Source organism: Paraburkholderia sp. RL17-383-BIF-A (assembly GCF_046028015.1).
Taxonomy (GTDB): Bacteria; Pseudomonadota; Gammaproteobacteria; order Burkholderiales; family Burkholderiaceae; genus Paraburkholderia.
Map to the genome: position 1 here is coordinate 1 of NZ_JARESR010000060.1, position 22,316 is coordinate 22,316.

The 22,316-nt window shown below is 62.3% G+C and carries 18 protein-coding genes; 14 read left to right on the forward strand and 4 right to left on the reverse strand.

What is annotated here, in order from left to right; all coding sequences use genetic code 11:
• Nucleotides 1-185: 185 nt before the first annotated feature.
• Nucleotides 186-623: a PGDYG domain-containing protein gene (locus tag P0D71_RS35305; protein ID WP_408187537.1), complete on the reverse strand. Its 438-nt coding sequence runs from the start codon at nt 621-623 to the stop codon at nt 186-188.
• Between the two features lie 329 nt (nt 624-952).
• Nucleotides 953-1,468, reverse strand: a complete 516-nt coding sequence (locus tag P0D71_RS35310) for a Spy/CpxP family protein refolding chaperone (RefSeq protein ID WP_091793745.1) — start codon at nt 1,466-1,468, stop codon at nt 953-955.
• A gap of 187 nt (nt 1,469-1,655) precedes the next feature.
• Between P0D71_RS35310 and P0D71_RS35315 the strand changes: the two genes are divergently transcribed.
• The 3 genes from P0D71_RS35315 (at nt 1,656) to P0D71_RS35325 (ending at nt 4,505) form a co-directional block, all read left to right on the forward strand.
• A complete protein-coding gene (locus P0D71_RS35315; protein WP_408483827.1) occupies nt 1,656-2,540 on the forward strand; it encodes a LysR substrate-binding domain-containing protein in 885 nt (294 codons plus the stop codon).
• Nucleotides 2,541-2,697: 157 nt separating this feature from the next.
• Nucleotides 2,698-3,156 carry an Lrp/AsnC family transcriptional regulator gene (locus tag P0D71_RS35320; RefSeq protein ID WP_007181725.1) on the forward strand — a complete coding sequence of 153 codons (459 nt, stop codon included), beginning with the start codon at nt 2,698-2,700 and terminating at the stop codon, nt 3,154-3,156.
• Between the two features lie 251 nt (nt 3,157-3,407).
• Nucleotides 3,408-4,505 (forward strand): saccharopine dehydrogenase family protein, encoded by a 1,098-nt coding sequence (locus P0D71_RS35325; protein WP_408483828.1) that lies wholly within the window; start codon nt 3,408-3,410, stop codon nt 4,503-4,505.
• Between the two features lie 137 nt (nt 4,506-4,642).
• Here P0D71_RS35325 and P0D71_RS35330 read toward each other — a convergent pair whose 3' ends face one another.
• Both P0D71_RS35330 and cydX read right to left on the reverse strand, forming a co-directional pair.
• Nucleotides 4,643-5,260 (reverse strand): P-loop nucleotide/nucleoside kinase family protein, encoded by a 618-nt coding sequence (locus P0D71_RS35330; protein WP_408187540.1) that lies wholly within the window; start codon nt 5,258-5,260, stop codon nt 4,643-4,645.
• Nucleotides 5,257-5,406, reverse strand: a complete 150-nt coding sequence (cydX, locus tag P0D71_RS35335; RefSeq protein WP_091793752.1) for a cytochrome bd-I oxidase subunit CydX — start codon at nt 5,404-5,406, stop codon at nt 5,257-5,259. The genes P0D71_RS35330 and cydX overlap by 4 nt, the downstream gene beginning before the upstream one ends.
• Before the next feature lie 239 nt (nt 5,407-5,645).
• On the opposite strand from cydX, the gene P0D71_RS35340 reads away from it, so the two are divergent.
• From P0D71_RS35340 to P0D71_RS35390, 11 genes are all read left to right on the forward strand, one after another.
• Entirely contained in the window at nt 5,646-6,122 is a 477-nt protein-coding gene (locus P0D71_RS35340) for a hypothetical protein (protein ID WP_091793755.1), read from the forward strand.
• A gap of 182 nt (nt 6,123-6,304) precedes the next feature.
• The gene (gene corA / locus P0D71_RS35345) at nt 6,305-7,282 is read left to right on the forward strand and encodes a magnesium/cobalt transporter CorA (RefSeq protein WP_091793757.1); all 978 of its coding nucleotides are present in this window, start codon (nt 6,305-6,307) and stop codon (nt 7,280-7,282) included.
• Between the two features lie 329 nt (nt 7,283-7,611).
• Nucleotides 7,612-8,574, forward strand: a complete 963-nt coding sequence (locus P0D71_RS35350; RefSeq protein WP_408483829.1) for a sugar ABC transporter substrate-binding protein — start codon at nt 7,612-7,614, stop codon at nt 8,572-8,574.
• A gap of 300 nt (nt 8,575-8,874) precedes the next feature.
• Nucleotides 8,875-10,473, forward strand: a complete 1,599-nt coding sequence (locus P0D71_RS35355) for a sugar ABC transporter ATP-binding protein (RefSeq protein ID WP_408483830.1) — start codon at nt 8,875-8,877, stop codon at nt 10,471-10,473.
• Nucleotides 10,470-11,549 carry an ABC transporter permease gene (locus tag P0D71_RS35360; protein WP_408353282.1) on the forward strand — a complete coding sequence of 360 codons (1,080 nt, stop codon included), beginning with the start codon at nt 10,470-10,472 and terminating at the stop codon, nt 11,547-11,549. The genes P0D71_RS35355 and P0D71_RS35360 overlap by 4 nt, the downstream gene beginning before the upstream one ends.
• A 254-nt stretch (nt 11,550-11,803) precedes the next feature.
• Complete coding sequence (locus tag P0D71_RS35365; protein WP_091793765.1) at nt 11,804-12,844, forward strand: LacI family DNA-binding transcriptional regulator; 1,041 nt, start codon at nt 11,804-11,806, stop codon at nt 12,842-12,844.
• Nucleotides 12,845-13,294: 450 nt separating this feature from the next.
• Nucleotides 13,295-15,070 (forward strand): methyl-accepting chemotaxis protein, encoded by a 1,776-nt coding sequence (locus P0D71_RS35370; protein WP_408483831.1) that lies wholly within the window; start codon nt 13,295-13,297, stop codon nt 15,068-15,070.
• 375 nt (nt 15,071-15,445) lie between these two features.
• Complete coding sequence (locus P0D71_RS35375; protein WP_091793769.1) at nt 15,446-16,207, forward strand: 2-keto-4-pentenoate hydratase; 762 nt, start codon at nt 15,446-15,448, stop codon at nt 16,205-16,207.
• A gap of 773 nt (nt 16,208-16,980) precedes the next feature.
• Nucleotides 16,981-18,903: a PrkA family serine protein kinase gene (locus P0D71_RS35380; RefSeq protein WP_007181736.1), complete on the forward strand. Its 1,923-nt coding sequence runs from the start codon at nt 16,981-16,983 to the stop codon at nt 18,901-18,903.
• Between the two features lie 140 nt (nt 18,904-19,043).
• Entirely contained in the window at nt 19,044-20,315 is a 1,272-nt protein-coding gene (locus P0D71_RS35385) for a YeaH/YhbH family protein (protein WP_091793773.1), read from the forward strand.
• Complete coding sequence (locus P0D71_RS35390) at nt 20,312-22,042, forward strand: SpoVR family protein (protein WP_091793776.1); 1,731 nt, start codon at nt 20,312-20,314, stop codon at nt 22,040-22,042. Before P0D71_RS35385 ends, P0D71_RS35390 begins: the two co-directional genes overlap by 4 nt.
• Nucleotides 22,043-22,316: the final 274 nt, after the last annotated feature.

Below are 22,316 nucleotides of genomic sequence, written 5' to 3' on the forward strand. Positions count from 1 at the left end.
TTGGTATGTGACGGCGATGTGCGCAATCGCCGGTGTCGTGGCGTTCCTGATGCGTGACCCTTCAAAAGAGGGCTATTTGCGGCACGAGCCGTGAGCTGCCAGCAAAGCCTCGAATCCACGCGCTTGTCGCGCGAGCGCGGTCGTGACCGGTCAGGCGCTCGCGCGGCCAGCGCCGCTAATCACGCCTAACTCGCCACGCGATAAACCTTCGCGAAGCGTGCCGCCTGTACCACACCGTAGTCGCCCGGCGCGTACTGCATGACCCAGTCGCCGGCGGCGCCGTGCAGCACGTCGCCACCGTTTGCCGAGCGCGCGAGCGTGAACGCTTCATGCATCTGTTTGGCCAGCACGACAGCGGGGCGGTTGCGGTACGCACCCGCTTCGCCGTGCGAGATCGTTGCGTCGGCGGGAACGTATTTGGCGTTGAAGCGTTCCCGTGAGACGACCCAGCGGTCACCTGTTGATCCGGTGATCAGCGCGTCGCCGCGGACGTAACGGTTCGGGCCTTCAAGGCTCATCAATTCGCCTTCGGCGGCGGCAAATTCCACGCTGACCGTTTCGTCTTTTACGACACGGCAGGCGTTAGCGTCTTGATTCAGATCGAGATTTTTGAGTTCGGTCATAAAGCGAGCTGGTATGGGGAGCGGGGCGGCGGCGCAGGACTTCAGGTCTTCGGGCCGCGTACGACTCGCATCATGCCAGATGCATCTGACGACCGGTTTCTTTTGCGATGAACAGCGGCGCGGAACGGCCGTGTGTCGCATATACGTGAAAAGACAAAACGGAAGGTTGCCGGATCGGCATGCGGATTCAGAGAAAGCGCGAATTGGTGGGGCGGAGCCGGTCTACGCGGCCGGTCATGCAATAAGCCCGGCAATTAGTCCGGCCAATAAGTCCGGCCAACAAGTCCGGCGCGCGCCGCGGCATATCCGCGCGGCGCGCAGGGGGTTATTTACGGCTTCACAGTGGCGTCGCTTGCCGGGGCAGCGGCGGCCTTGCCACCTTTACCCTTGCCACGATGGCCATGGCCTTCCACACCGCCCGGTTGATGGAAAGTCACGTCAGCCAGTTTCTTCTGTTCCGGCGAGAAGCTGTTATACAGCGGGTCGAACGCATCGACCAGTTTCTTCATGCCGTCAGCATGTGCTTGCGCGATGGTCGCGTATTGCTTCATGTCGTCGAGCGCGGACACGTTCGTCGCGGCCCGGCGCTGCTGGAACAACTCGCCCATCGTCTGGCCATTGCCGCGCATCACGTCGGCGAACGCTTTCCACTGTGGTTCCTGAGCCGAAGTAATCTTCAGTTGCGAATGCAGGTAGGCGATGCGGTCTTCGACATTGCGCTCGTGGCCGGCCTTGGCGGCGGGTGCCGAAGCGGCGCTCACCGGCGCCGACGCCGGCGCGGAAGTTTGTGCGAATGCGCCGCTCATGGCGACTGCGGTGGCCAGCATTACCAGTGCTTTTTTCATCGAAACTCCTGATGTCTGTTCGAATTGGGACAAGGCTCGTGTGCGAGCGGCCCGCCTTGCGCCAGTCATGGCGACGCATGGCGGCCGGCTGCCCACTTTGCCGTCGCCGCTATTAGTATCACGATATCCCTACAATGCGGCTCTTGTGCGACAAACGCTTACAACCGAAACGAACAGGAAATAGCGGGTGGACAAATTCGTCAGCATGGAAATCTTCGTCGCGGTGGTCGAGGCGGGCAGTCTGACGGCGGCCGCCGAGCGCTTCGACATTTCGTCGGCGATGGTGGGCAAGCATATCCGTTCGCTGGAAACCCGGCTCGCCACGCGGCTCCTGACGCGCACGACACGCCGGCAAAGCCTGACGGAGATCGGCCGGCAGTATTACGAGCAATGCCGGCGCATCCTCGCTGACGTCAAGGACGCGGAGTCGCTCGCCGAGGCAATGGCCGCCGCGCCGCGCGGCGTGCTTAAAGTGACGGTGCCGCTCACCTATGGCGTGGAAGTCTTCGCCCCGGCAATGACCGAATACCTCACCGCGTGGCCTGACATCACGCTTGAACTCGATCTTTCGAATCGCTTGATCGACCTGGTGGAAGAGGGCTTCGATGCGTCAATACGCATCGGCCAATTGCCGGATTCGAGCCTGGTCGCACGGCCGCTGAAACCCTACCGGATGCGCGCATGCGCTTCTCCGGCGTATCTGGCGCGCGCCGGCACGCCGCGCACGCCGGAGGATCTCAAGGAGCATGAATGCCTCGGGTTTCTGCACTGGGGCCGCGAAGGTTTATGGCGCCTCGGCGGCGAGAGCGCGGAGGAGAACCATCTGCGCGCCGGACGGTTTCGCGCGAACAACGGCCAGGCGCTCAAGGTCGCCGCGTTGCACGGCTTCGGGCTCGTGTTGCAGCCGGAGGCGCTGCTCGCGAGGGAAATCGCCAGCGGCGAACTGGTGTCCGTGCTGGAGGACTATCTGCCCGAGGGCGCGCCGGTCCATCTGGTTTATCCGAGCGATCGCCGCGCCACGGCCAAGCTCACCAGCTTCATCGATTTCGTGATCGAACGGTTCGGGGCGTAGCGCCGGCAGCCGCTGCCAGTTGTCATGAAGTGGGCAACGCTTGCGATGTCTGTCGCGGCCTGCTTGACGGTTCATGCGGATCGGCCCGGCGACTTCTCCAATCGCCGCCGCAGACGCGCGATAATCCGCCTCACCTGAACCACATCATTGACCTTCGATGAGACCTCCGCGCCTCGACCAACTCGACGATCTCGACCGCAACCTGGTTGCGCTGCTACAAGCCAACGCACGCGAGAGCGTCGCCAATCTCGCGCGCCAACTGGGCGTGGCGCGGACCACGGTGATCGCGCGAATCGCGCGGCTCGAGCGCAGCAACGTGATCGCCGGTTACAGCGTTCGGCTCGGCCAGGATGTGCTCGACTCGAGCATCATGGCCTACGTCGGCATCATCATCGCGCCCAAACACGGGCCCGCCGTGCAGAAACGTCTCGGCAAGATGCCCGAGGTGCAGTTGCTGTGCGCGGTGAGCGGCGAGTTCGATTACGTTGCGTGGCTGCGCGCCGATTCGCCCGACCGGCTCAACGATCTGCTTGACCAGATCGGCGGTCTGGAAGGCGTGGAGCGGACCACGACCTCGATCATTCTCGCGCGCAAGATCGACCGCGGCATGGTGTGAGCGCACGAGCGGCCTCCGTGGGCTGCGCACGGCGCCATTCATTTACGCGGTTTTAACAACTTTTCGACACATCGACTGATGTGTTCGTCATAACGTCGAAGTTCGTAGTCATAGCGCAGCATTTTGCGCGTATGAAGTGTTTTTGCTTCTCCCTAAACTGTTGCTCAAGGGTTCAGCCCGCTGGGCGCGGCGCCACGAGCGCAGCGCACGTCCCACGCTGGAGACAGCACACAGATAACAAGGAGAAGCGTATGAAAGTAGCTATCGTAGGCGCAGGTTTGATCGGTCACACCATCGCCCATATGTTGCGTGAAACCGGCGACTACGAAGTCGTCGCGTTCGACCGCGACCAGCACGCGCTCGACAAGCTCGCCGCTCAGGGCATTCCGACCCGCCGTGTGGATTCCGCCGATGCCGCCGCGCTGCGCGCGGCCGTGCAAGGCTTCGACGCGCTCGTCAACGCGCTGCCTTATTACCTCGCCGTGAACGTGGCCGCGGCTGCCAAGGGCGCGGGCGTGCATTACTTCGATCTGACGGAAGACGTGCGCGCCACGCACGCGATCCGCGCGATCGCCGACGACGCCGATCACGCCTTCATGCCGCAGTGCGGTCTGGCGCCGGGCTTTATCGGCATTGCCGCGCACGAACTCGCAAACCGCTTCACGGAAATCCGCGACGTCAAGATGCGTGTGGGCGCGCTGCCGGAATTCCCGACCAACGCGCTGAAGTACAACCTGACGTGGAGCGTCGACGGTCTGATCAACGAGTACTGCCAGCCGTGCGAAGCGATCCGCGACAGCCGCACGCAATGGGTGCAGCCGCTCGAAGGCCTTGAACATTTCTCGCTCGACGGCACCGAGTATGAAGCCTTCAATACCTCCGGCGGTCTTGGCACGCTGTGCGAAACCTTGTCGGGCCGGGTGGAATCGCTCGACTACAAGTCGGTACGCTATCCGGGCCACCGCAACCTGATGCAGTTCCTGCTCGAAGACCTGCGTCTTGCCAGCGACCGCGACACGCTCAAGAACATCATGCGCCGTTCGGTGCCTTCCACCGCGCAAGACGTGGTGCTCGTGTTCATCACGGTGAGCGGCATGCGCGACGGTCAACTGGTGCAGGAAGTCTTCACCCGCAAGATCTTCGCGAAGACGGTGTGCGGCGTGCCGATGAGCGCGATCCAGATCACCACGGCCGGCGCGATGTGCGCGGTGCTCGATCTGTTCCGTGAACAGAAGCTGCCGCAAAAGGGCTTTGTGCGTCAGGAGCAGGTGTCGCTGCGCGATTTCCTTGCGAACCGCTTCGGCCAGTTGTACGAGGGACAGTCGCTGGAGACGATGGCGACTGTCTGACGGCGTGGCATGAGGGCCGTGCGACAACGTGGCGGCAGGCGAGAAAAGCCTGCTGCACACAGCAATGAAGACTCCGTAGAGGGTCTTTCAAACGCCCCGCGCTGCGGGGCGTCGTTTTTTGTGGCGTGCCGCGCAGGCTAAACCGGCACCGGCGGCATGATCGCGGCCCCGCGCGGCGCGCCGACAATGCGTGCGAGCAGCGCTTGATAATCCGCCGAAGCGGGCGCGGTATTGTCGAACATCAGCAGGTCGTCGCAGAGATCGCCGCTGGGCGCGAAGCGGCGCTGCCGGTACTCGTCCCAATGCGCGAGTTTGTAGGCGTCGTTCGGATTCGCGCGCTCCACGATCCGCTGATGCGCCGTCTCTTCCGACGTATAAACCCATACGACCCGCAACGCTACTTCGGCACTCACGCCCAGCCACGCGCGATCGAACAGGCGCCGCTCGCGCACTTCGCGCGAAAGCGGCCCGACCACCAGCGCGCTAACGCCGAGTTCGAGATTGTCGCGGGCGGTGTCGAGCAGGCCGCGGTACTCGGGATCGCGCAGATGCTCGAGGAACAGCGGGCTGTCGCGGTCGTTGGGGTCGCCGGTCAGCATGGCCATGGCGGCCGCGCTGTACCCGCCGTAAAGCGTATCTTTATCGAGCAGACAGAAGGGCGTGCCGCACGCTTTCATCAGCGGGCCATGCAGTTTCCTCGCGAGCGTGGTCTTGCCCGTGCCTGCGTGACCGCAGAAGAAAACCATATGCGTCACGAAGGCGTGTCCTCCGGCGGGGCGGATACGGCGCCAGCCACCTGTGGGTCACGGGCGAACTTGCCGCCGGCCTCCAGCCACATCACGTTGATGATGCCGAAGCCCAATGCCACGCCGATGCCGAGAATCCAGGTGAAATACCACATTGCTGTCTCCTTGTGATCGGCAGGTTACGAGCTGCCCTTTGCAGCGATCATGAAGAAGAACGCGGCGCCACGCAAGGGGGGCCGGGGTCGTCCATTCGGCCAGGCTGGCAGAACGGACGTGCGTTGCTATCATGCATGGAAAGGGCGCAGCAGCGGTCAGGACGGTCGGGCATCGTCCGGCATGCTGGTTAGAAGAAGCAGAAAAGCGGGACCATAATCAACAACACGGGAGAACCCGCATGCCGATGCGTCTGGATCACCATCGCAAAGCCGCGCTGGTCGCCATGGCCCGGCTGGGCGCGTTGGGCACGCTGGCCGCGTTGAGCCTTGGCGTGCTCGCCGGCTGCGCTTCCACACCCGCCGAGCCCGTTCCGTTCAAGGCAGTGCCGGCCGCGCGCATCGTCCGGGCTGGCTACACGGAGCCGGGGGCGGGGCTCGTCGCCGTGGATGTCCGGCGTGAGCGCTCGCGCGACGTGATCGTGCGTTTTCGCAGTGCGCTGGTGTATATCGACGGCGAGCAGGTCACGGACGTAATGAACGGCGAGCACGTGGTCTTTTATCTGAGCCCGGGCGTGCATCGCATCGCCGTGTCGACGCAGTTTGATCCTGTCATCGAAATGCGCTTCATGGTGACGGCGGATACGCGCTACACCAATCGCGCTTCGGTCACGTTCGGCGACGACCACCGCATTGCGCTGCAGCGGGTCGCTCAATAGCGTTCTCTGCCGCGCGAGCATGCAGCCTGAAGCGCCCACGCGGTTTAACAATTCGATACATGACGCCCACGCATAGCCCTTAACATGACGGCTATTGCAAATCCGGCCGGTTTAGGCCCGACGCATGGCTTACGCGTCGTAAGGTTCCGGCCGGTCTGTTCCGTTTTCAAGGTAATTCAAACATGCTGATCAATTGCGCCGCCTATCAGGACGGCCGGAAGCTGGCAGACATCGACATCGATAGCATCAGCGATTACGTGGCGCGGCCCGAGTGCTTTGTCTGGGTGGCGCTGAAGGACCCGGGCCCGGGAGAGCTGGCCGTGATGAAACACGAATTCGGCCTGCACGAACTCGCGATCGAAGACGCGCAGAACGGTCACCAGCGCCCCAAGATCGAGGAGTACGGCGAATCGCTGTTCGCGGTGATGCACACGGTGGAGATGGACGAAGACAACGAATTGCTGATCGGCGAAGTCGACGTATTCGTGGGGCGCAACTATGTGCTGTCGGTGCGGCGCGGTACGCGCATCGGCTTTCAGAATGTGCGCGCCCGCTGCGAGCGCGAACCGCAATTGCTCAAGGAAGGCTCGGCGTTCGTGCTGTATGCGCTTGCGGACGACATCGTCGATCGATATTTTCCGATCATCGAGACGATGAACAGCGAGATCGAGGCACTCGAAGACCGCATCTTCGACCGCAACAATTCCGCGGCGTCGCGCGCGATCATCCAGGATCTGTACTCGCTCAAGCGCCGCCTCGTGATTCTGCAGCACCATATCGCACCGCTGCAGGAAGCCATCAGCAAACTCACGGGCGGGCGCATTCCGAGCGTCTGCGAGGGCATGCAGGCGTACTTCCGCGACGTCTACGACCACCTCGAGCGGATCGTGAGAATCATCGACGGGCGGCGCGAAATGGTCGTCACCGCCGTGCAGGTCAATCTCGGCATGATTTCGCTCGCCGAGAGCGAGGTGACCAAACGGCTCGGCTCGTTCGCCGCGCTGTTCGCGGTGCCGACCATGATCGCCGGCATCTACGGGATGAACTTCCAGAGCATTCCCGAGCTGCACTACAAGTATGGCTATCCGATCTGCCTGGCGGTCATGCTGACCGTCGACCTCGTGCTGTACTGGCGATTCCGCAAAGCCGGCTGGCTTTGATCGACGCAGAGGGCGGCGCTTTGCGAGCTCGTCCCGCGTTGTCCCCGCTTGCATCGTGCGCAATAAAAGTCCAGCATAGGCGGCCCGCCGGGCTGTGATCTTGCAGCCGGCGGCAAATTCGCCAAGCACGGACCAAGCGAGGGACCCTTTGCCACACGTCGCCTGCCGGCGCGCCGATCCGGTGCGCCGGTTCGAATCGAGCGGGTGCGCCGCACCACCGCGCGTCGTTGACAAGTCGCGCAAACTGCGCTGAGAATGGCCCACGCAAACGTTTGCGCACTATTAAAAATAAGGCTCTTTTTTGAGCCCGACAGACCCTGGAGATAGGCATGAACCAACGCATTCGCCGCCGCATCCTGACGGCCGCCGTCCTCGCCACCGCCGGCGCTGCTTTGCCGTTTTCCTGCGCGTATGCGCAGAGCGCGCCCGCTCACAAGCCGAAGGTCGCGCTCGTGATGAAGTCGCTCGCCAACGAGTTCTTCCTGACCATGGAAACCGGCGCGAAGGACTATCAGAAGCACAACCCGTCGCAATTCGACCTGATCACCAATGGCATCAAGGACGAGACCGATACCGCGAACCAGATCCGCATCGTCGAGCAGATGATCGTCTCGAAGGTCGACGCGATCGTGCTCGCGCCGGCTGATTCGAAGGCGCTGGTGCCGGTCGTCAAGAAGGCGGTGGATGCGGGCATCATCGTCGTGAATATCGACAATCGGCTCGACCCGGACGTGCTCAAGTCGAAAGATCTGAACGTGCCGTTCGTCGGCCCCGATAACCGCAAGGGCGCGCAGAAGGTCGGCGATTATCTGGCCAAAAAGCTCAAGGCGGGCGACGAGGTCGGCATCATCGAAGGCGTGTCGACCACCACCAACGCGCAGCAGCGCACCGCCGGATTCAAGGACGCGATGCAGAAGGTCGGCGCGAAGGTCGTCTCGGTGCAATCGGGTGAATGGGAGATCGACAAGGGCAATGCGGTGGCGTCGGCCATGCTCAACGAATACCCGAATCTGAAGGCGCTTCTCGCCGGCAACGACAACATGGCGATCGGCGCGGTCTCGGCTGTGCGCGCGGCGGGCAAGCAGGGCAAGGTGCTGGTGGTGGGCTATGACAACATCAACGCGATCAAGCCGATGCTCAAGGACGGACGCGTGCTCGCCACCGCGGATCAGTATGCCGCCAAGCAGGCTGTGTTCGGTATCGACACCGCGCTGAAGGCGCTCAGCGAGCACAAGAAGCAGTCGGATCTGTCGGGCGTGGTGGAAACGCCGTGCGATCTGGTCACGAAGTGAACATGGCCCGGTTAGCGCCGGGCCAAGTCGTACGCAGTTTCGGGGCAACGACGTTTCACGCTCAATGCATGGCGTGCGCTCACGAACCCGCGGCTATTCAATAAGCGCTCAAGAAACCTGCCGTGCCGCCGTTAATTCCAGAGGTAAGCGTCATGACGGTGCCGCGCGACGGGAGGGGGCGTGGCTGTTAGCGCCTGTGCATTCCGCACATTGGGCCCGCATGACACGAGACGGCCGGTGGCGGCCACATGCAAACGGATTGCGTGAGGCCACCGCCGCCGCCTTGGAACCAGGATTGCGATGGATTCAACCGACCACGACGCTGTACCTGCCGTACTGTCCGTCAGCGGCATCGGCAAGACCTACGCCGAACCGGTGCTCGCCGACATCTCCCTGTCGCTGCGCGCCGGCGAGGTATTGGCGTTGACGGGTGAGAATGGCGCAGGCAAGAGTACGCTGTCCAAGATCATTGGAGGGCTGGTCGAGCCGACCGCCGGCACGATGCGGCTCGGCGGCGAGCCTTATGCGCCGGCAAGCCGCACCGAGGCCGAGGCGCTCGGCGTGCGCATGGTGATGCAGGAGCTGAATCTGCTGCCGACGTTATCGGTGGCCGAGAACCTGTTCCTGAACCGCCTGCCGCGGGTCGGCGCGTTCAGCTTCGGCTGGATCGACCGGCGCAAGCTGCGTGAAGACGCGCGCCAGGCCATGGCGCAGGTCGGCCTCGACGCGATCGATCCGGACACGCTGGTCGGCGAGCTCGGTATCGGTCACCAGCAGATGGTGGAAATCGCACGCAATCTGATCGAAGACTGCCGCGTGCTGATCCTCGACGAACCGACCGCGATGCTGACCGCGCGCGAGGTCGATCTGCTGTTCGAACAGATCGACCGGCTGAAGGCGCGCGGCGTGGCGTTGGTCTACATCTCGCACCGCCTCGAGGAACTGGCGCGAGTGGCCGAGCAGATCGCGGTGTTGCGCGACGGCCGGCTGGTGCATGTCGACGCGATGGCCAACCTGACCAGCGACCAAATCGTCACATGGATGGTCGGCCGTGAACTCGGCGAGCGGATCGATCTGGGCGTGCGCAACATCGGCGCGCCGCTCCTGAAAGTGGAGCGGCTTACACGCGGCAAGGTGGTGCGCGAGGTGTCGTTCGAAGTGCGTGCGGGCGAGATTTTCGGCATTAGCGGCCTGATCGGCGCGGGCCGCACGGAGTTGATGCGGCTGATTTACGGTGCCGATCAGAAGGATAGCGGTAGCGTCGCGCTGGCTGCAACGCCGGGCGCGCTGCCCACGCCGGTGCAGATCGCTTCGCCCTCGGACGCGGTGCGCGCCGGCATCGCGCTCATCACCGAAGACCGCAAAGGCGAAGGCCTGCTGCTGCCGCAGCCGATCGCGGCCAACGTGTCGCTCGGCAATATCGGCAGCGTGGCGCGGCACGGTATCGTCGATGCGAAGCGGGAGAACGCGCTGGCGCAGAAGCAGATCACCGCGATGCGGATCCGCACATCCGGGCCGGCGCAGATTGTCGGCGAGCTGTCGGGCGGCAACCAGCAGAAGGTCGTGATCGGCCGCTGGCTGGCGCGCGACTGCCGCGTGCTGTTGTTCGACGAACCGACGCGCGGCATCGACGTCGGCGCGAAGTTCGATATTTATGGCTTGATGGGTGCGCTGGCTCGCGAAGGACGCGCGCTCGTCGTGGTGTCGAGCGACTTGCGGGAGCTCGTGCTGATCTGCGACCGGATCGGCGTGATGTCCGCGGGGAGCATGACGGGTGTGTTCGAGCGCGACAACTGGTCGCAGGACGCGCTGCTGGCCGCGGCTTTCGCCGGCTATCGCAGCCGCGAAGCGTTGCTGCACGCCGCCCCCGACACCAGCGAAGCAGGGAGTCTGTCATGAACGATCAATCGGCGCCCGACGCATCGGGCGACAAGCCGGGCGCGGGCGGCGTGGGGCGCGTGAGTGGTGCGGGCAGCACGGGCACCGTCGCGCCGCCCGCCGACCCGTCGGCGCCGCTCGCGAGCGGCAAGCCGGCCGGCACGCGCCTGGGCTTTTCGAATTACCTCGGGCTTGCCGGCGCGTTGCTGGCGATGATCGTGCTGTTCTCGCTGCTGAGTTCGCACTTTCTGACGTACGACACATTCAGCACGATCGCCAATCAGATTCCGGATCTGGTGGTGATGTCGGTGGGCATGACCTTCGTGCTGATCATCGCCGGGATCGATCTGTCGGTGGGGTCGGTGCTGGCGCTGGGCGCGTCGGTGGTGAGCGTGGCCGCGCTGAAGTGGGGCTGGGGGCCGTTGCCGTCGGCGCTGCTCGGGGTCGCCGCGGCGGCGCTGACCGGCACCATTACCGGCGCGGTGACGGTGGGCTGGCGGATTCCGTCGTTCATCGTCTCGCTCGGCGTGCTCGAAGCCGCGCGCGGCATGGCGTATCAGATGACGAATTCGCGCACCGCCTATATCGGCGACGCGTTCGACTTCCTGTCGAACCCGATCGCAGTTGGCATCTCGCCGGCGTTCCTGATCGCGGTGACGGTGATGGTGATCGCGCAACTGGTGCTCACGCGCACGGTGTTCGGCCGCTATCTGGTCGGCATCGGCACCAACGAGGAGGCGGTGCGGCTTGCAGGCGTCAATCCGCGGCCGTACAAGGTCATTGTGTTCGCACTGATGGGCGCGCTCGCCGGGCTGGCCGCGCTGTTCCAGATCTCGCGTCTGGAAGCGGCCGACCCCAACGCGGGCCAAGGCGTCGAACTGCAGGTGATCGCGGCCGTGGTGATCGGCGGCACGAGCCTGATGGGCGGGCGCGGCTCGGTGATCAGCACCTTTTTCGGCGTGTTGATCATTTCGGTGCTGGCGGCCGGCCTCGCGCAGATCGGTGCGAATGAGCCGACCAAGCGCATGATCACCGGCGCGGTAATCGTGGTGGCGGTGGTGCTGGATACGTATCGCAGTCGTCGCAAGCGCGCCTGATCGAGGGCCGGCGCGGCAAGCCGGCAGTTCGCGGCACGCCGGCAGCAGAAGTAGCGGAAGTAGCAAAAGTAGCAGAAGTAGCAGAAGTAGCAGAAGTAGCAGAACCGGAGGCCGCATGCACGGCACGGGCAGTCGCAGCGAGACGCGCGGTAAAGCGTCAGTATTTACGGGGTTGGTCAGTTTTCGAAGAAAACGGCCGGTAGGTCGCCAGGTGGTGCGGCCGGCGGGTAAAACAGGCAGGAGAGCAACAGGTTATGGCGACGATCAAGGATGTAGCGGCCGCGGCGGGCGTGTCGTTCACGACGGTATCGCACGTGGTGAACAACTCGCGGCCCGTGTCGGCTGACGTGCGCGCGAAGGTCGAGCACGCGATCCGTCAGCTTCACTATGTTCCGTCGGCGGTGGCCCGCTCGCTGAAGGCACGGTCGACGGCGACGATCGGGCTCGTCGTGCCGAACACCACGAACCCGTATTTCGCGGAACTGGCGCGCGGCATCGAGGACGGTTGCTCGCGCAACGGCTACTGCGTGTTCTTCTGCAATTCCGACGACGATCCGGCCAAGCAACGTAACTATCTGCGCGTGCTGCAGGAAAAACGGATCGACGGCCTGATCGTCGCATCCGCCGGCGACGACGCCGTGCTCGCGCAAACGCTCGCCGACTCGCGCGAGCCGCTGGTGATTCTGGACCGCAACATCGAAGGGCTGAATGCGGATCTCGTGCAGATCGACCACGAGAAGGGCGCGTATCTCGCCACCCGGCATCTGCTCGAACTGGGGCACGTACGGATCGGCTGTATTACCGGCACGGTGCAGACAGCGGTTAGCGCGATGCGCGTGCATGGCTTCATCCGCGCGATGAGCGAGCGCGGCATCGAGATTCCGCCCGACGCGATCGTGGAAAGCGATTATTCGGGCACCGGCGGTTACCGCGCGGCGGGCCAACTGTTCGACACGGTCAAACCGTCGGCGATTTTCGCCTGCAACGACATGATGGGCATCGGCGCGCTGCGCGCAGCCGCGGAACGCAATATCAGCGTGCCGCGTGATTGCTCGATCATCGGGTTCGACGATATCGAACTGGGGCGTTTCACCTACCCGGCGCTCTCGACCGTCGGTCAGTCGGTGCGCGCGCTCGGCGACATCGCCGCGCAGACGCTGATCGAACGCATTGCCGGTGGCTCGCCCGATAGTCCGCGTCCGCCTGGCCGCCGGCGCGTCGTATCGCCGCGCCTGATCGTGCGCGAGTCCACCGCGACCTGGGGCGGCGCGGCCAAACGCGATCTGGCGGCCTGATCTGGCGGCCAGACTCTGCGCTGCGCGCGCATTGTCGAACCCGCATGTGCGCGATGGTGCGCACCCGCTCGCCCGGTGCATCCGTGCATGACCGCTGCTGACGACCTGGACATCGATTTCCCGGAGCAGGCGTCATCTAGTGCCGCTGGCACGCTACATTGCGCCCGATTTCCACAAAACGGCGCGCCGTCTTTCTGACTTCCCCTCCGCAAGCAACCCTAGGTGCATCTCGCATCGTCGGTTCGCATCAGCGTCTCGCCGTCAGTGATTTGTAATTCCTGCCAATTGCTTACATCGCCTTTCCTCATACCATATAAATCCTTCAAGGAACTAACTGCTGTGCCGTAAACAGGGTTATTAGAGCGCCGCCTCAAATGAGCGCCGACACGCAGCCACCACACGCCAACCGCTGCGTACGCAACTCTCATTTTCAAAGCACAGGAACCAGACATGTTGAACAAGGGCATTACGATCAAGGCGCGCATAGGCCTCACGATGGCTTTTCTCGCGGCGTTGCTGGTGGCCATCGGCGCCTTCGGTATGTTCGGTATGAGCGATTCGAACCACGCCTTGAAGGACACGTTCACCAACTCCATGCCGAGCGCGGTCGATATCGGCAACGCCGAACTCTACGCGGCGCGCGAGCGGTTGGCGCTCGACCGGGCGGCGTTCCTGATCGGCACGCCGGAAGTTGCGCCGACAATCGAGCGCGCGCGCACCATGCGCGTCACGTCCGATATGTGGTGGAAAAAGTATATGGACCTGCCGCGCGGGCCGGATGAGGAGCGCCTCGCGCAGGACGTGGTGGCCAAGCGTGACGCGCTGCATCAGCAACTGGATGCTTTCGCGGCAATCGTTGCCGCAAACGACCAGAGCAAGCTGGTCGACGGTGCCAAACGGCTGCAAGCCGCCTACAGTGAACTCGCCAATTCCGACGACGCGCTGCGCAAATTCCAGTTCGCGTCGGCCAAAGATGGCTACGACGCGGCGCAAAGCAGCTTCGAACTGTTCCGCCTGGTGAGCGCGGGCGCATTGCTGATCGGCGTGCTGGCCGCGGCGATCTCGTATCTGACGCTCAGCCGCGCGATCGCCCGGCCGCTCGACGCCGCGCTCGGTCATTTCGATGCGATCTCGGCAGGCGATCTGCGCCGCCCGGTGGTCGTGACTTCGCGTGACGAGATGGGGCAACTGCTTGAAGGCATCGCCAGAATGCAGCGCAGCCTCACCGAAACGGTGCGCACCGTGCGCAGCGGCAGCGAATCGATTGCGACTGCGACCCGCGAGATCGCCGCCGGCAATATCGACCTGTCCTCGCGCACCGAAGAGCAGGCCTCGGCGCTGCAGGAAACCGCATCGAGCATGGAAGAGCTCACCGGCACGGTCAAGCAGAACGCCGACAACGCCCGCCAGGCCAGCTCGCTTGCGGCGAATGCGTCGGAGATCGCCAACAAGGGCAGCGCCGTGGTCGAGAAGGTGGTCGGCACGATGGGCGACATCAATCAAAGCTCGGCGAAGATCGCCGACATTATTTCGATCATTGAAGGGATCGCGTTCCAGACCAATATCCTGGCCCTGAATGCGGCCGTGGAAGCCGCGCGCGCCGGCGAAGAAGGCCGCGGTTTCGCGGTGGTGGCGGGCGAAGTGCGCAGTCTCGCCCAGCGTTCGTCGGCGGCGGCGAAGGAAATCAAGGAACTGATCGATACCTCGGTCGAGCGCGTTCAATCGGGTTCGGCGCTGGTCGACGAAGCCGGCCGCACCATGACCGACATCATCGGTGCGGTGCAGCGTGTGACCGACATCATGGGAGAAATCGCCGCGGCTTCCGAAGAACAGAGCAGCGGCATCGATCAGGTGGCGCGCGCCGTCACGCAGATGGACGAAGTCACGCAGCAAAACGCTGCGCTGGTCGAAGAAGCAGCGGCCGCGGCCTCGTCGCTCGAAGATCAGGCCGGTAAGTTGCGTCAGGCCGTAGCGGTGTTTCACCTGGAAGAAGGCGGCCTCACGCCGCCCATGAGCGCCGCGCCGAAGCGCGCGCCTGCGCCGCCGCGCCCGGTGATCGCACGCAAGGCTTCGCGCGCACCCGCCATGCAACCCGCGCCGCAATCCGCCGCCGTGACGAAAGCGCCTGCCGCAGCAGCACAGCCCGCTGCCGCAACGGCACGCGCGCCCGCAAAAGCTATGGCGTCCGCTGGAGCTGGCAGCGATCAAGATTGGGAGACGTTCTGACGGGACGTAGGTTGCAACATTCGTTCCCGACGCGTCGGCCGATCCCATTAGATGGGTAAGCGCGACCGTTCAGATGACTGTGTCACTCGTAAAGACCGCGATTGCGTACGCATTCGCGGTCTTTTTTTATGGTGTGCGCATTAACTAACGTTTGCGTATGCAGTCCGTACCCTGGCAAGCGTAATGATCCGGTACATTGACGAACGCCCCGAAGAAAGCCACTTTGGGGGTCGCTGCCAGACATGTAGCGGCAATCGCCGACGCGGCTCGTCAGTTCAACGGGCGCGGTTTTGCCGCCTTCGAGCGCCGCGACGCATGGCCACCCACCAACACGCCACATTCAACCGCTCAATGCGCCAGCCACAAAGGACCGACATGACGCCTCACGACCTCGCGCACCGCCTCGTCGAAGCACGCCGGCAGCATCGCCCGATCGATGTGCCCGCACCCGACAGCCTGCCGCCCGATGCGGCAACCGCGTACGCGATCCAGCAGGCGGTCATCGCCGGTCTCGGCGAATCAACCGGTGGCTGGAAGATCGGCGCCAAAGTGCCGGGCGGCGCCGCCTCGGGCGCGCCGATTCCGGCCTCGCTGGTATTGCCTTCGCCGGCGCGCATCGCGCATGCCGGCTTCTTCCGGGTGCTGGTGGAACTGGAGATCGCCTTCCGCTTCGCGGAGGCGATCGAGCCGCGCGGCCGGGCCTATGCGCGCGACGAAGTGCTGGCGAAGGTCGGCGTCGTGCTGCCGGCCATCGAGATCGTCGACAGCCGCTTTACCGAGTGGCCGAACGTCGCGCCGCTTGCGCAACTGGCCGACGCCCAGAACAACGGCGCGTTGATCACCGGTCATCCTGTCGCTTATTCGGGGCTCGCGCGTGGCTTCGACTTCGTTTCACCGGAGCTGGAGCTGAGCTTCGACGGCGACTCGCTGATACCGGAGGCCACGGGCAATCCGGCTGGCGACCCGCGCGAACTGCTGGTGTGGTTCGTCAACCATTGTGCCGCCATGGGCATCACCATCGAGCCGGAATGGACGCTCACCACCGGTTCGTACGTCGGCGCACACAGGCTGGACAAAGCGGGCATCGTGCGTGGGCACATCGACGGACTTGGAGAAGTGGAAATTGAACTGACCTGAGAGGCTGCGCGCTTGTAACAGCGCATTACCAAGCTCCACTCAAACGGCTGCCTATGGGCGGCCGTTTTACATTTTTCGCATCTGTGATGGCCGCCGTGCCGTATACACCTATTGGAACGACGCAGGGTCTCGCCGTCATCCAGTTATACAGGTGGCTAACCACGCTGCCGACGCGGGTAAGGCGAAACGACATGACTGGTACAACGGATGAAAACGCGCGGAACAAAACTGCTCGCGCGTTGACGAAGCGATTGACGCTGCACGGTGAAATGATCGAGATTGGCATGACGCATGACCAATGCATGAAGATGTAACAGGCAACTGTTTGCGTAGACCGAACGCTTGTGTCGCGCGTTGATGAAAAAAGAGGCGGATACAGAAAACGGGCTCACGTCTGCGCTTTCAGCAACAAAGTGTGTGTGTGCAGACACGCCGTCTGATACAGCAGTGGGATCGTTCGATGAACGTAGCGGCTGGCGCGGGACGTGATTGCAGGATCACTGAGCAGCACTGAGGCAGAGTGCTGATATGGCCGCAAGGCATGAGTGCAAGGGCAGCGACGTGTGACCATAATCGCTGCATTACGAGTGCAAGATTGTAGGTGGTCGAAACTTTGTTTCCAAGTGAGGATTGTCGGGAGGCGAATGCGGCGCGATTTTCGCAACGTAGTTCGTGAAAAAAAATTTAAAAGGGTTTAGGATGAATTCGAGCGATGTCGTTTCCGAATAGCGCGCCGCGCACGACATCGGTCTAGACTTCGGCGAGGAGGTAGCATGGATATCTACAGCAGTTTCGCGACCCGCTTCGAGAAAACGCGAGAAGATGAGCTCTCGCTCGAGGAGTATCTCGCGCTCTGCAAAGACAATCCCGCCGCGTACGCCACGGCTGGCGAACGCATGTTGACGGCGATCGGGGAGCCGGAACAGATCGACACTCGTAACGATCCGCGCATGTCGCGCATCTTCGCGAATAAGGTCATCAAGGTATACCCCGCATTCCGTGAGTTCTACGGAATGGAAGAGGTGATCGAGCAGGTGGTCGCCTACTTCCGGCACTCTGCCCAGGGGCTCGAAGAAAAGAAGCAGATTCTGTATCTGTTGGGCCCGGTCGGCGGCGGTAAATCGTCGATCGCGGAACGTCTCAAGCAGCTCATGGAGCGTGTGCCGTTTTACGCGATCAAGGGCTCGCCCGTGAACGAGTCGCCGCTCGGTCTGTTCGACTACGAAGAAGACGGCCCGATTCTCGAAGAACAATACGGCATTCCACGCCGCTACCTCAAAAGCATCCTCAGCCCGTGGGCGGTCAAACGCCTGCACGAATACAACGGCGACATCCGCAAATTCCGCGTGGTGCGCCGCTACCCGTCGATCCTTCGCCAGATCGGTATAGCCAAGACCGAGCCGGGCGACGAAAACAATCAGGACATTTCGTCACTGGTCGGTAAGGTCGACATCCGCAAACTCGAACAGTACGCTCAGGACGACGCGGACGCGTACAGCTACTCCGGTGGCCTGTGTCTCGCGAATCAGGGCCTGCTCGAGTTCGTCGAAATGTTCAAGGCGCCGATCAAGGTGCTGCACCCGCTGCTCACGGCGACCCAGGAAGGTAACTTCAAGGGCACGGAAGGGTTCGGCGCGATCCCGTTCGACGGTGTGATTCTGGCTCACTCGAACGAGTCCGAATGGAAGGCGTTCCGCAACAACCGCAACAACGAAGCACTGCTCGACCGGATCTTCGTGGTGAAGGTGCCGTACTGCCTGCGCTACGGTGAAGAGATCAAGATCTACGAGAAGCTGCTGCGCAATTCGTCGCTGGCGAACGCGGTGTGCGCACCTGGCACGTTGAAGATGATGGCGCAGATGTCCGTGCTCACGCGTTTGCAGGAGCCGGAGAATTCAAGCCTCTTCTCGAAGATGCAGGTGTACGACGGCGAGAATCTGAAGGACACCGATCCGAAGGCCAAGTCTTATCAGGAGTACCGCGATTTCGCGGGCGTGGATGAAGGGATGACCGGCGTGTCGACCCGTTTCGCGTTCAAGATTCTTTCGCGCGTGTTCAACTTCGATTCGACCGAGGTCGCGGCCAATCCGGTGCACCTCATGTACGTGCTCGAACAGCAGATCGAACGCGAACAGTTCCCGCCGGAAACCGAGCAGAAGTATCTGTCGTTCATCAAGGACGTGCTCGCCTCGCGCTATGCGGAGTTTATCGGCAAGGAGATTCAGACCGCGTATCTGGAGTCGTATTCCGAGTACGGTCAGAACATTTTCGATCGTTACGTGACGTACGCGGACTTCTGGATCCAGGATCAGGAGTTCCGCGACCACGACACCGGCGAGAGTTTCGACCGCGCGGCGCTGAACGCCGAACTGGAGAAGATCGAGAAACCCGCGGGCATCAGCAACCCGAAGGACTTCCGCAACGAGATCGTGAACTTCGTGCTGCGTGCGCGTGCGGCCAATGGCGGGAAGAATCCGGCATGGGTCAGCTACGAAAAGCTGCGCGTCGTGATCGAAAAGAAGATGTTCTCGAACACGGAAGAGTTGCTGCCGGTGATCTCGTTCAACGCCAAGGGTTCGGCGGAAGAGCAACGCAAGCACGAAGACTTCGTCAATCGCATGGTGACGAAGGGCTATACGCCGAAGCAGGTGCGCTTGCTGTGTGACTGGTATCTGCGCGTGCGCAAGTCGTCATGATGCGCATTGCGTGCCGCCCGCGCGGTCCATCCGCGCGGGCACCCTGCGAGGCGCAAATTGCATGGACATAGCGTTGCTTCAGGCAACGTGCGTCTCGCGCACCCGAAATTAGTGCAGCTGCATGGGATCGGAGACCGGGCGTGCTTCATCAAATCATCGACCGCAGGTTGGCAGGCAAAAACAAGAGCATTGCGAATCGCGAGCGTTTTTTGCGTCGCGTAAAGAACTATATTCGTCGCGCCGTTTCGGAAGCGGTGCGCGACCGCAGCATCAAGGATATTCAGAACACCCAGAGCATCACGATCCCGCGCAAGGACATTGCGGAACCGTCGTTCCGGCATGGCCCCGGCGGCAAGCGGGAAATGGTGCATCCGGGCAATGCCGACTATATCCGCGGCGACAAGATCCAGCGCCCGCAAGGCGGCGGCGGTGGAGGCGGGGGCAATCAGGCCAGCAACGAAGGCGAGGGTCAGGACGACTTCGTGTTCGAGCTGAGCCGCGAAGAATTCATGCAGTATTTCTTCGACGACCTCGAACTGCCGCGTCTCGTCAAAACCCATCTGATGGCCGTGCCCACGTGGAAAAGCATCCGCGCGGGCTGGGCCGCCGAAGGCACGCCGAACAATATCGACGTGGTCCGTTCGCTGCGCAGCGCGCTCGGCCGCCGCATTGCGCTCGGTGCGCCGCTCGTCAACCAGTTGCACGAGATGGAACGGCAACTGGAGGTGATGAAAGCCGATCCCGACGATCGTCGTGACGAGATCAAACTGCTCGAAGAGGAAATTCACCATTTGCGTGGGCGCATCTGGCGGATTCCGTTTATCGATCCGTTCGATTTGCGCTATGTGAACCGTGTGAAGCAGCCCACGCCTTCCAGTCAGGCGGTGATGTTCTGTCTGATGGATGTGTCCGGTTCCATGGACGAGCAGCGTAAGGATCTCGCCAAGCGCTTCTTCATTCTGCTGTATCTGTTTCTCAAGCGAAACTACGAGAAGATCGAAGTGGTGTTCATTCGCCACCATACGCGCGCCGAGGAAGTCGACGAAGACACCTTCTTCCACTCGACCGAAAGCGGCGGCACGGTCGTGTCGAGCGCGCTGGAGTTGATGCAGAAGGTGATGGACGAACGCTATTCGCCGACTGAATGGAATATTTACGGCGCTCAGGCTTCGGACGGCGACAACTGGACCGACGACTCGCCAAAGTGCCGCAAGATACTCTCTGATGACATCCTGGAGAAGGTGCGCTATTTTGCGTATATTCAGGTGACGCCGGAAGAGCAGAACTTGTGGCTGGAATATGCGCAGTTAGCCCTGAGCCAGCCGCACATGGCGATGAAGAAGGTCGAGACCGCGGCTGACATTTATCCGGTGTTTCGTGAATTGTTTGAAAAGCAGGCGGCTAATTCATGACGAACAAGCCCCCGCACAACGAAGCGCGCGGCGAGCCAGAGAACGGCGCGCCGGAGCGCGGGAAAGGCGTGCCGCAGCAGCAACAGTCGGGGCATGCCGAGGCAAAGGCGGACGATACGGGAGCCGCCACGGCCGGAGCAGTCGACACCGCTGCAGCACGGGGACACACCGGAACGCCCAACGTGGGGCAAAGGGAAGTCCGTATGAACGTAGCCGATAGACGGCCTCTGCCGTGCCCGTCCGACTGGACATTCGAATTGATCGAAGAGTACGACTCGCATATTGCCCGTGTTGCAGAGCAATATGAACTCGACGTGTATCCGATCCAGCTCGAACTCATCAGCGCCGAACAGATGATGGATGCGTACGCGTCCGTCGGTATGCCGGTGAACTACCGTCACTGGTCGTTCGGCAAACACTTTCTCTCTACCGAAAAGAGCTACCGTCGCGGGCAGATGGGGCTGGCGTACGAGATCGTCATCAATTCCAATCCCTGCATCGCGTATCTGATGGAAGAGAACACGATGACGATGCAGGCGCTCGTCATCGCCCACGCGGCTTACGGGCACAACTCGTTTTTCAAGGGTAACTATCTGTTCCGGTTGTGGACGGATGCGCATGCCATTATCGATTACCTCGTCTACGCGAAGAACTACATCGCCGAGTGCGAGGAGCGCTTCGGGCTCGACCGGGTCGAAGAATTGCTCGATTCGTGCCACGCGTTGATGAACTACGGCGTGGACCGTTACAAGCGTCCGCAAAAGCTGTCGCTCGAAAAGGAGTTCGCGGCGCGCCGCGAACGCGAGGCTTATTTGCAGTCCCAGGTCAATGAACTGTGGCGCACTTTGCCGACCCGGCATACGCCGCTGCCGGAGGAAATCGAGGAGCGCTATCCGCCGGAGCCGCAGGAGAATCTGCTGTATTTCGCGGAGAAGAACGCGCCGTTGCTGGAGCCGTGGGAGCGGGAAGTCATCCGCATCGTGCGCAAGGTCGGCCAGTATTTTTATCCGCAACGGCAAACTCAGGTAATGAACGAAGGCTGGGCCACGTTCTGGCACTACACGTTGCTCAACACGATGTACAACCAGGGCAAGCTGGAAGACGGCTTCATGATGGAGTTTCTCCATTCGCACAGCAATGTGGTCTACCAGCCTCCCGTCACCAAACCGTATTACAGCGGCATCAATCCGTACGCGCTCGGTTTTTCGATGATGAGCGACATTCGCCGGATTTGCGAAGCGCCCACGGAAGAGGACCGTAAGTGGTTCCCGGAACTCGCGGGCAGCCCGTGGCTACCGGCCATGCACTATGCAATGCGCAACTTCAAGGACGAGAGTTTCGTCGCGCAGTATCTGTCGCCGCATCTGATTCGTGAAATGCGCCTCTTCTCGGTGCTCGACGACGATATGCGCGACGCGCTCGAAGTCTCGGCGATTCACGACGACAGCGGTTATCAGTACGTGCGCCAGGCGTTGTCGCGGCAGTACGACATGCATCATCGCGAGCCGAACATCCAGGTGTGGGCGGTCAATACGCGCGGCGACCGGAGTTTGACGCTACGGCATTTCATGAGCGACAACCGGCATCTTTCCGGTGACAGTGACGAAGTGCTCAAGCATATGGCGCGCCTGTGGCAATTCGACGTCTACCTGGAAAGCGTCGATGAGAACGGCACGGTTCGCAAGCGTTACGAGTGCCGCTATGTACCGCCGGCGGTGAGGGTGTGACGCCGTCCTGAAGCCGCGGTCGTTTGGACACTAGCGTGATCTGTGAGAAGCCCCTGCCAATCGTGAGACTGGCAGGGGCTTTTTTATCGCGGCCTGACAAACCACCATCTTTCCCTTGCACTTCTGTAAAATTCGCGCACGTGCGAAGCGTGCCGCCACGGCATCTCGGCTCGCGCGTTGTGAAGGCGGCGCCACGACCGTTACCTCCGTTCAAAGACAAGGAAAGAGAACAAGCATGACCGACCTAACCGACCAAACTGTGGCTTCGGCTCAC

What these genes read in the sequence shown, in the direction of transcription:
- corA (WP_091793757.1), top strand. Translation starts at nt 6,305, where the DNA reads ATGCTGATCAATTGCGCCGCCTATCAGGACGGCCGGAAGCTGGCAGAC.
- cydX (WP_091793752.1), bottom strand. Translation starts at nt 5,406, where the DNA reads ATGTGGTATTTCACCTGGATTCTCGGCATCGGCGTGGCATTGGGCTTC.
- P0D71_RS35380 (WP_007181736.1), top strand. Translation starts at nt 16,981, where the DNA reads ATGGATATCTACAGCAGTTTCGCGACCCGCTTCGAGAAAACGCGAGAA.
- P0D71_RS35340 (WP_091793755.1), top strand. Translation starts at nt 5,646, where the DNA reads ATGCCGATGCGTCTGGATCACCATCGCAAAGCCGCGCTGGTCGCCATG.
- P0D71_RS35370 (WP_408483831.1), top strand. Translation starts at nt 13,295, where the DNA reads ATGTTGAACAAGGGCATTACGATCAAGGCGCGCATAGGCCTCACGATG.
- P0D71_RS35390 (WP_091793776.1), top strand. Translation starts at nt 20,312, where the DNA reads ATGACGAACAAGCCCCCGCACAACGAAGCGCGCGGCGAGCCAGAGAAC.
- P0D71_RS35375 (WP_091793769.1), top strand. Translation starts at nt 15,446, where the DNA reads ATGACGCCTCACGACCTCGCGCACCGCCTCGTCGAAGCACGCCGGCAG.
- P0D71_RS35320 (WP_007181725.1), top strand. Translation starts at nt 2,698, where the DNA reads ATGAGACCTCCGCGCCTCGACCAACTCGACGATCTCGACCGCAACCTG.
- P0D71_RS35310 (WP_091793745.1), bottom strand. Translation starts at nt 1,468, where the DNA reads ATGAAAAAAGCACTGGTAATGCTGGCCACCGCAGTCGCCATGAGCGGC.
- P0D71_RS35305 (WP_408187537.1), bottom strand. Translation starts at nt 623, where the DNA reads ATGACCGAACTCAAAAATCTCGATCTGAATCAAGACGCTAACGCCTGC.
- P0D71_RS35365 (WP_091793765.1), top strand. Translation starts at nt 11,804, where the DNA reads ATGGCGACGATCAAGGATGTAGCGGCCGCGGCGGGCGTGTCGTTCACG.
- P0D71_RS35360 (WP_408353282.1), top strand. Translation starts at nt 10,470, where the DNA reads ATGAACGATCAATCGGCGCCCGACGCATCGGGCGACAAGCCGGGCGCG.
- P0D71_RS35350 (WP_408483829.1), top strand. Translation starts at nt 7,612, where the DNA reads ATGAACCAACGCATTCGCCGCCGCATCCTGACGGCCGCCGTCCTCGCC.
- P0D71_RS35355 (WP_408483830.1), top strand. Translation starts at nt 8,875, where the DNA reads ATGGATTCAACCGACCACGACGCTGTACCTGCCGTACTGTCCGTCAGC.
- P0D71_RS35325 (WP_408483828.1), top strand. Translation starts at nt 3,408, where the DNA reads ATGAAAGTAGCTATCGTAGGCGCAGGTTTGATCGGTCACACCATCGCC.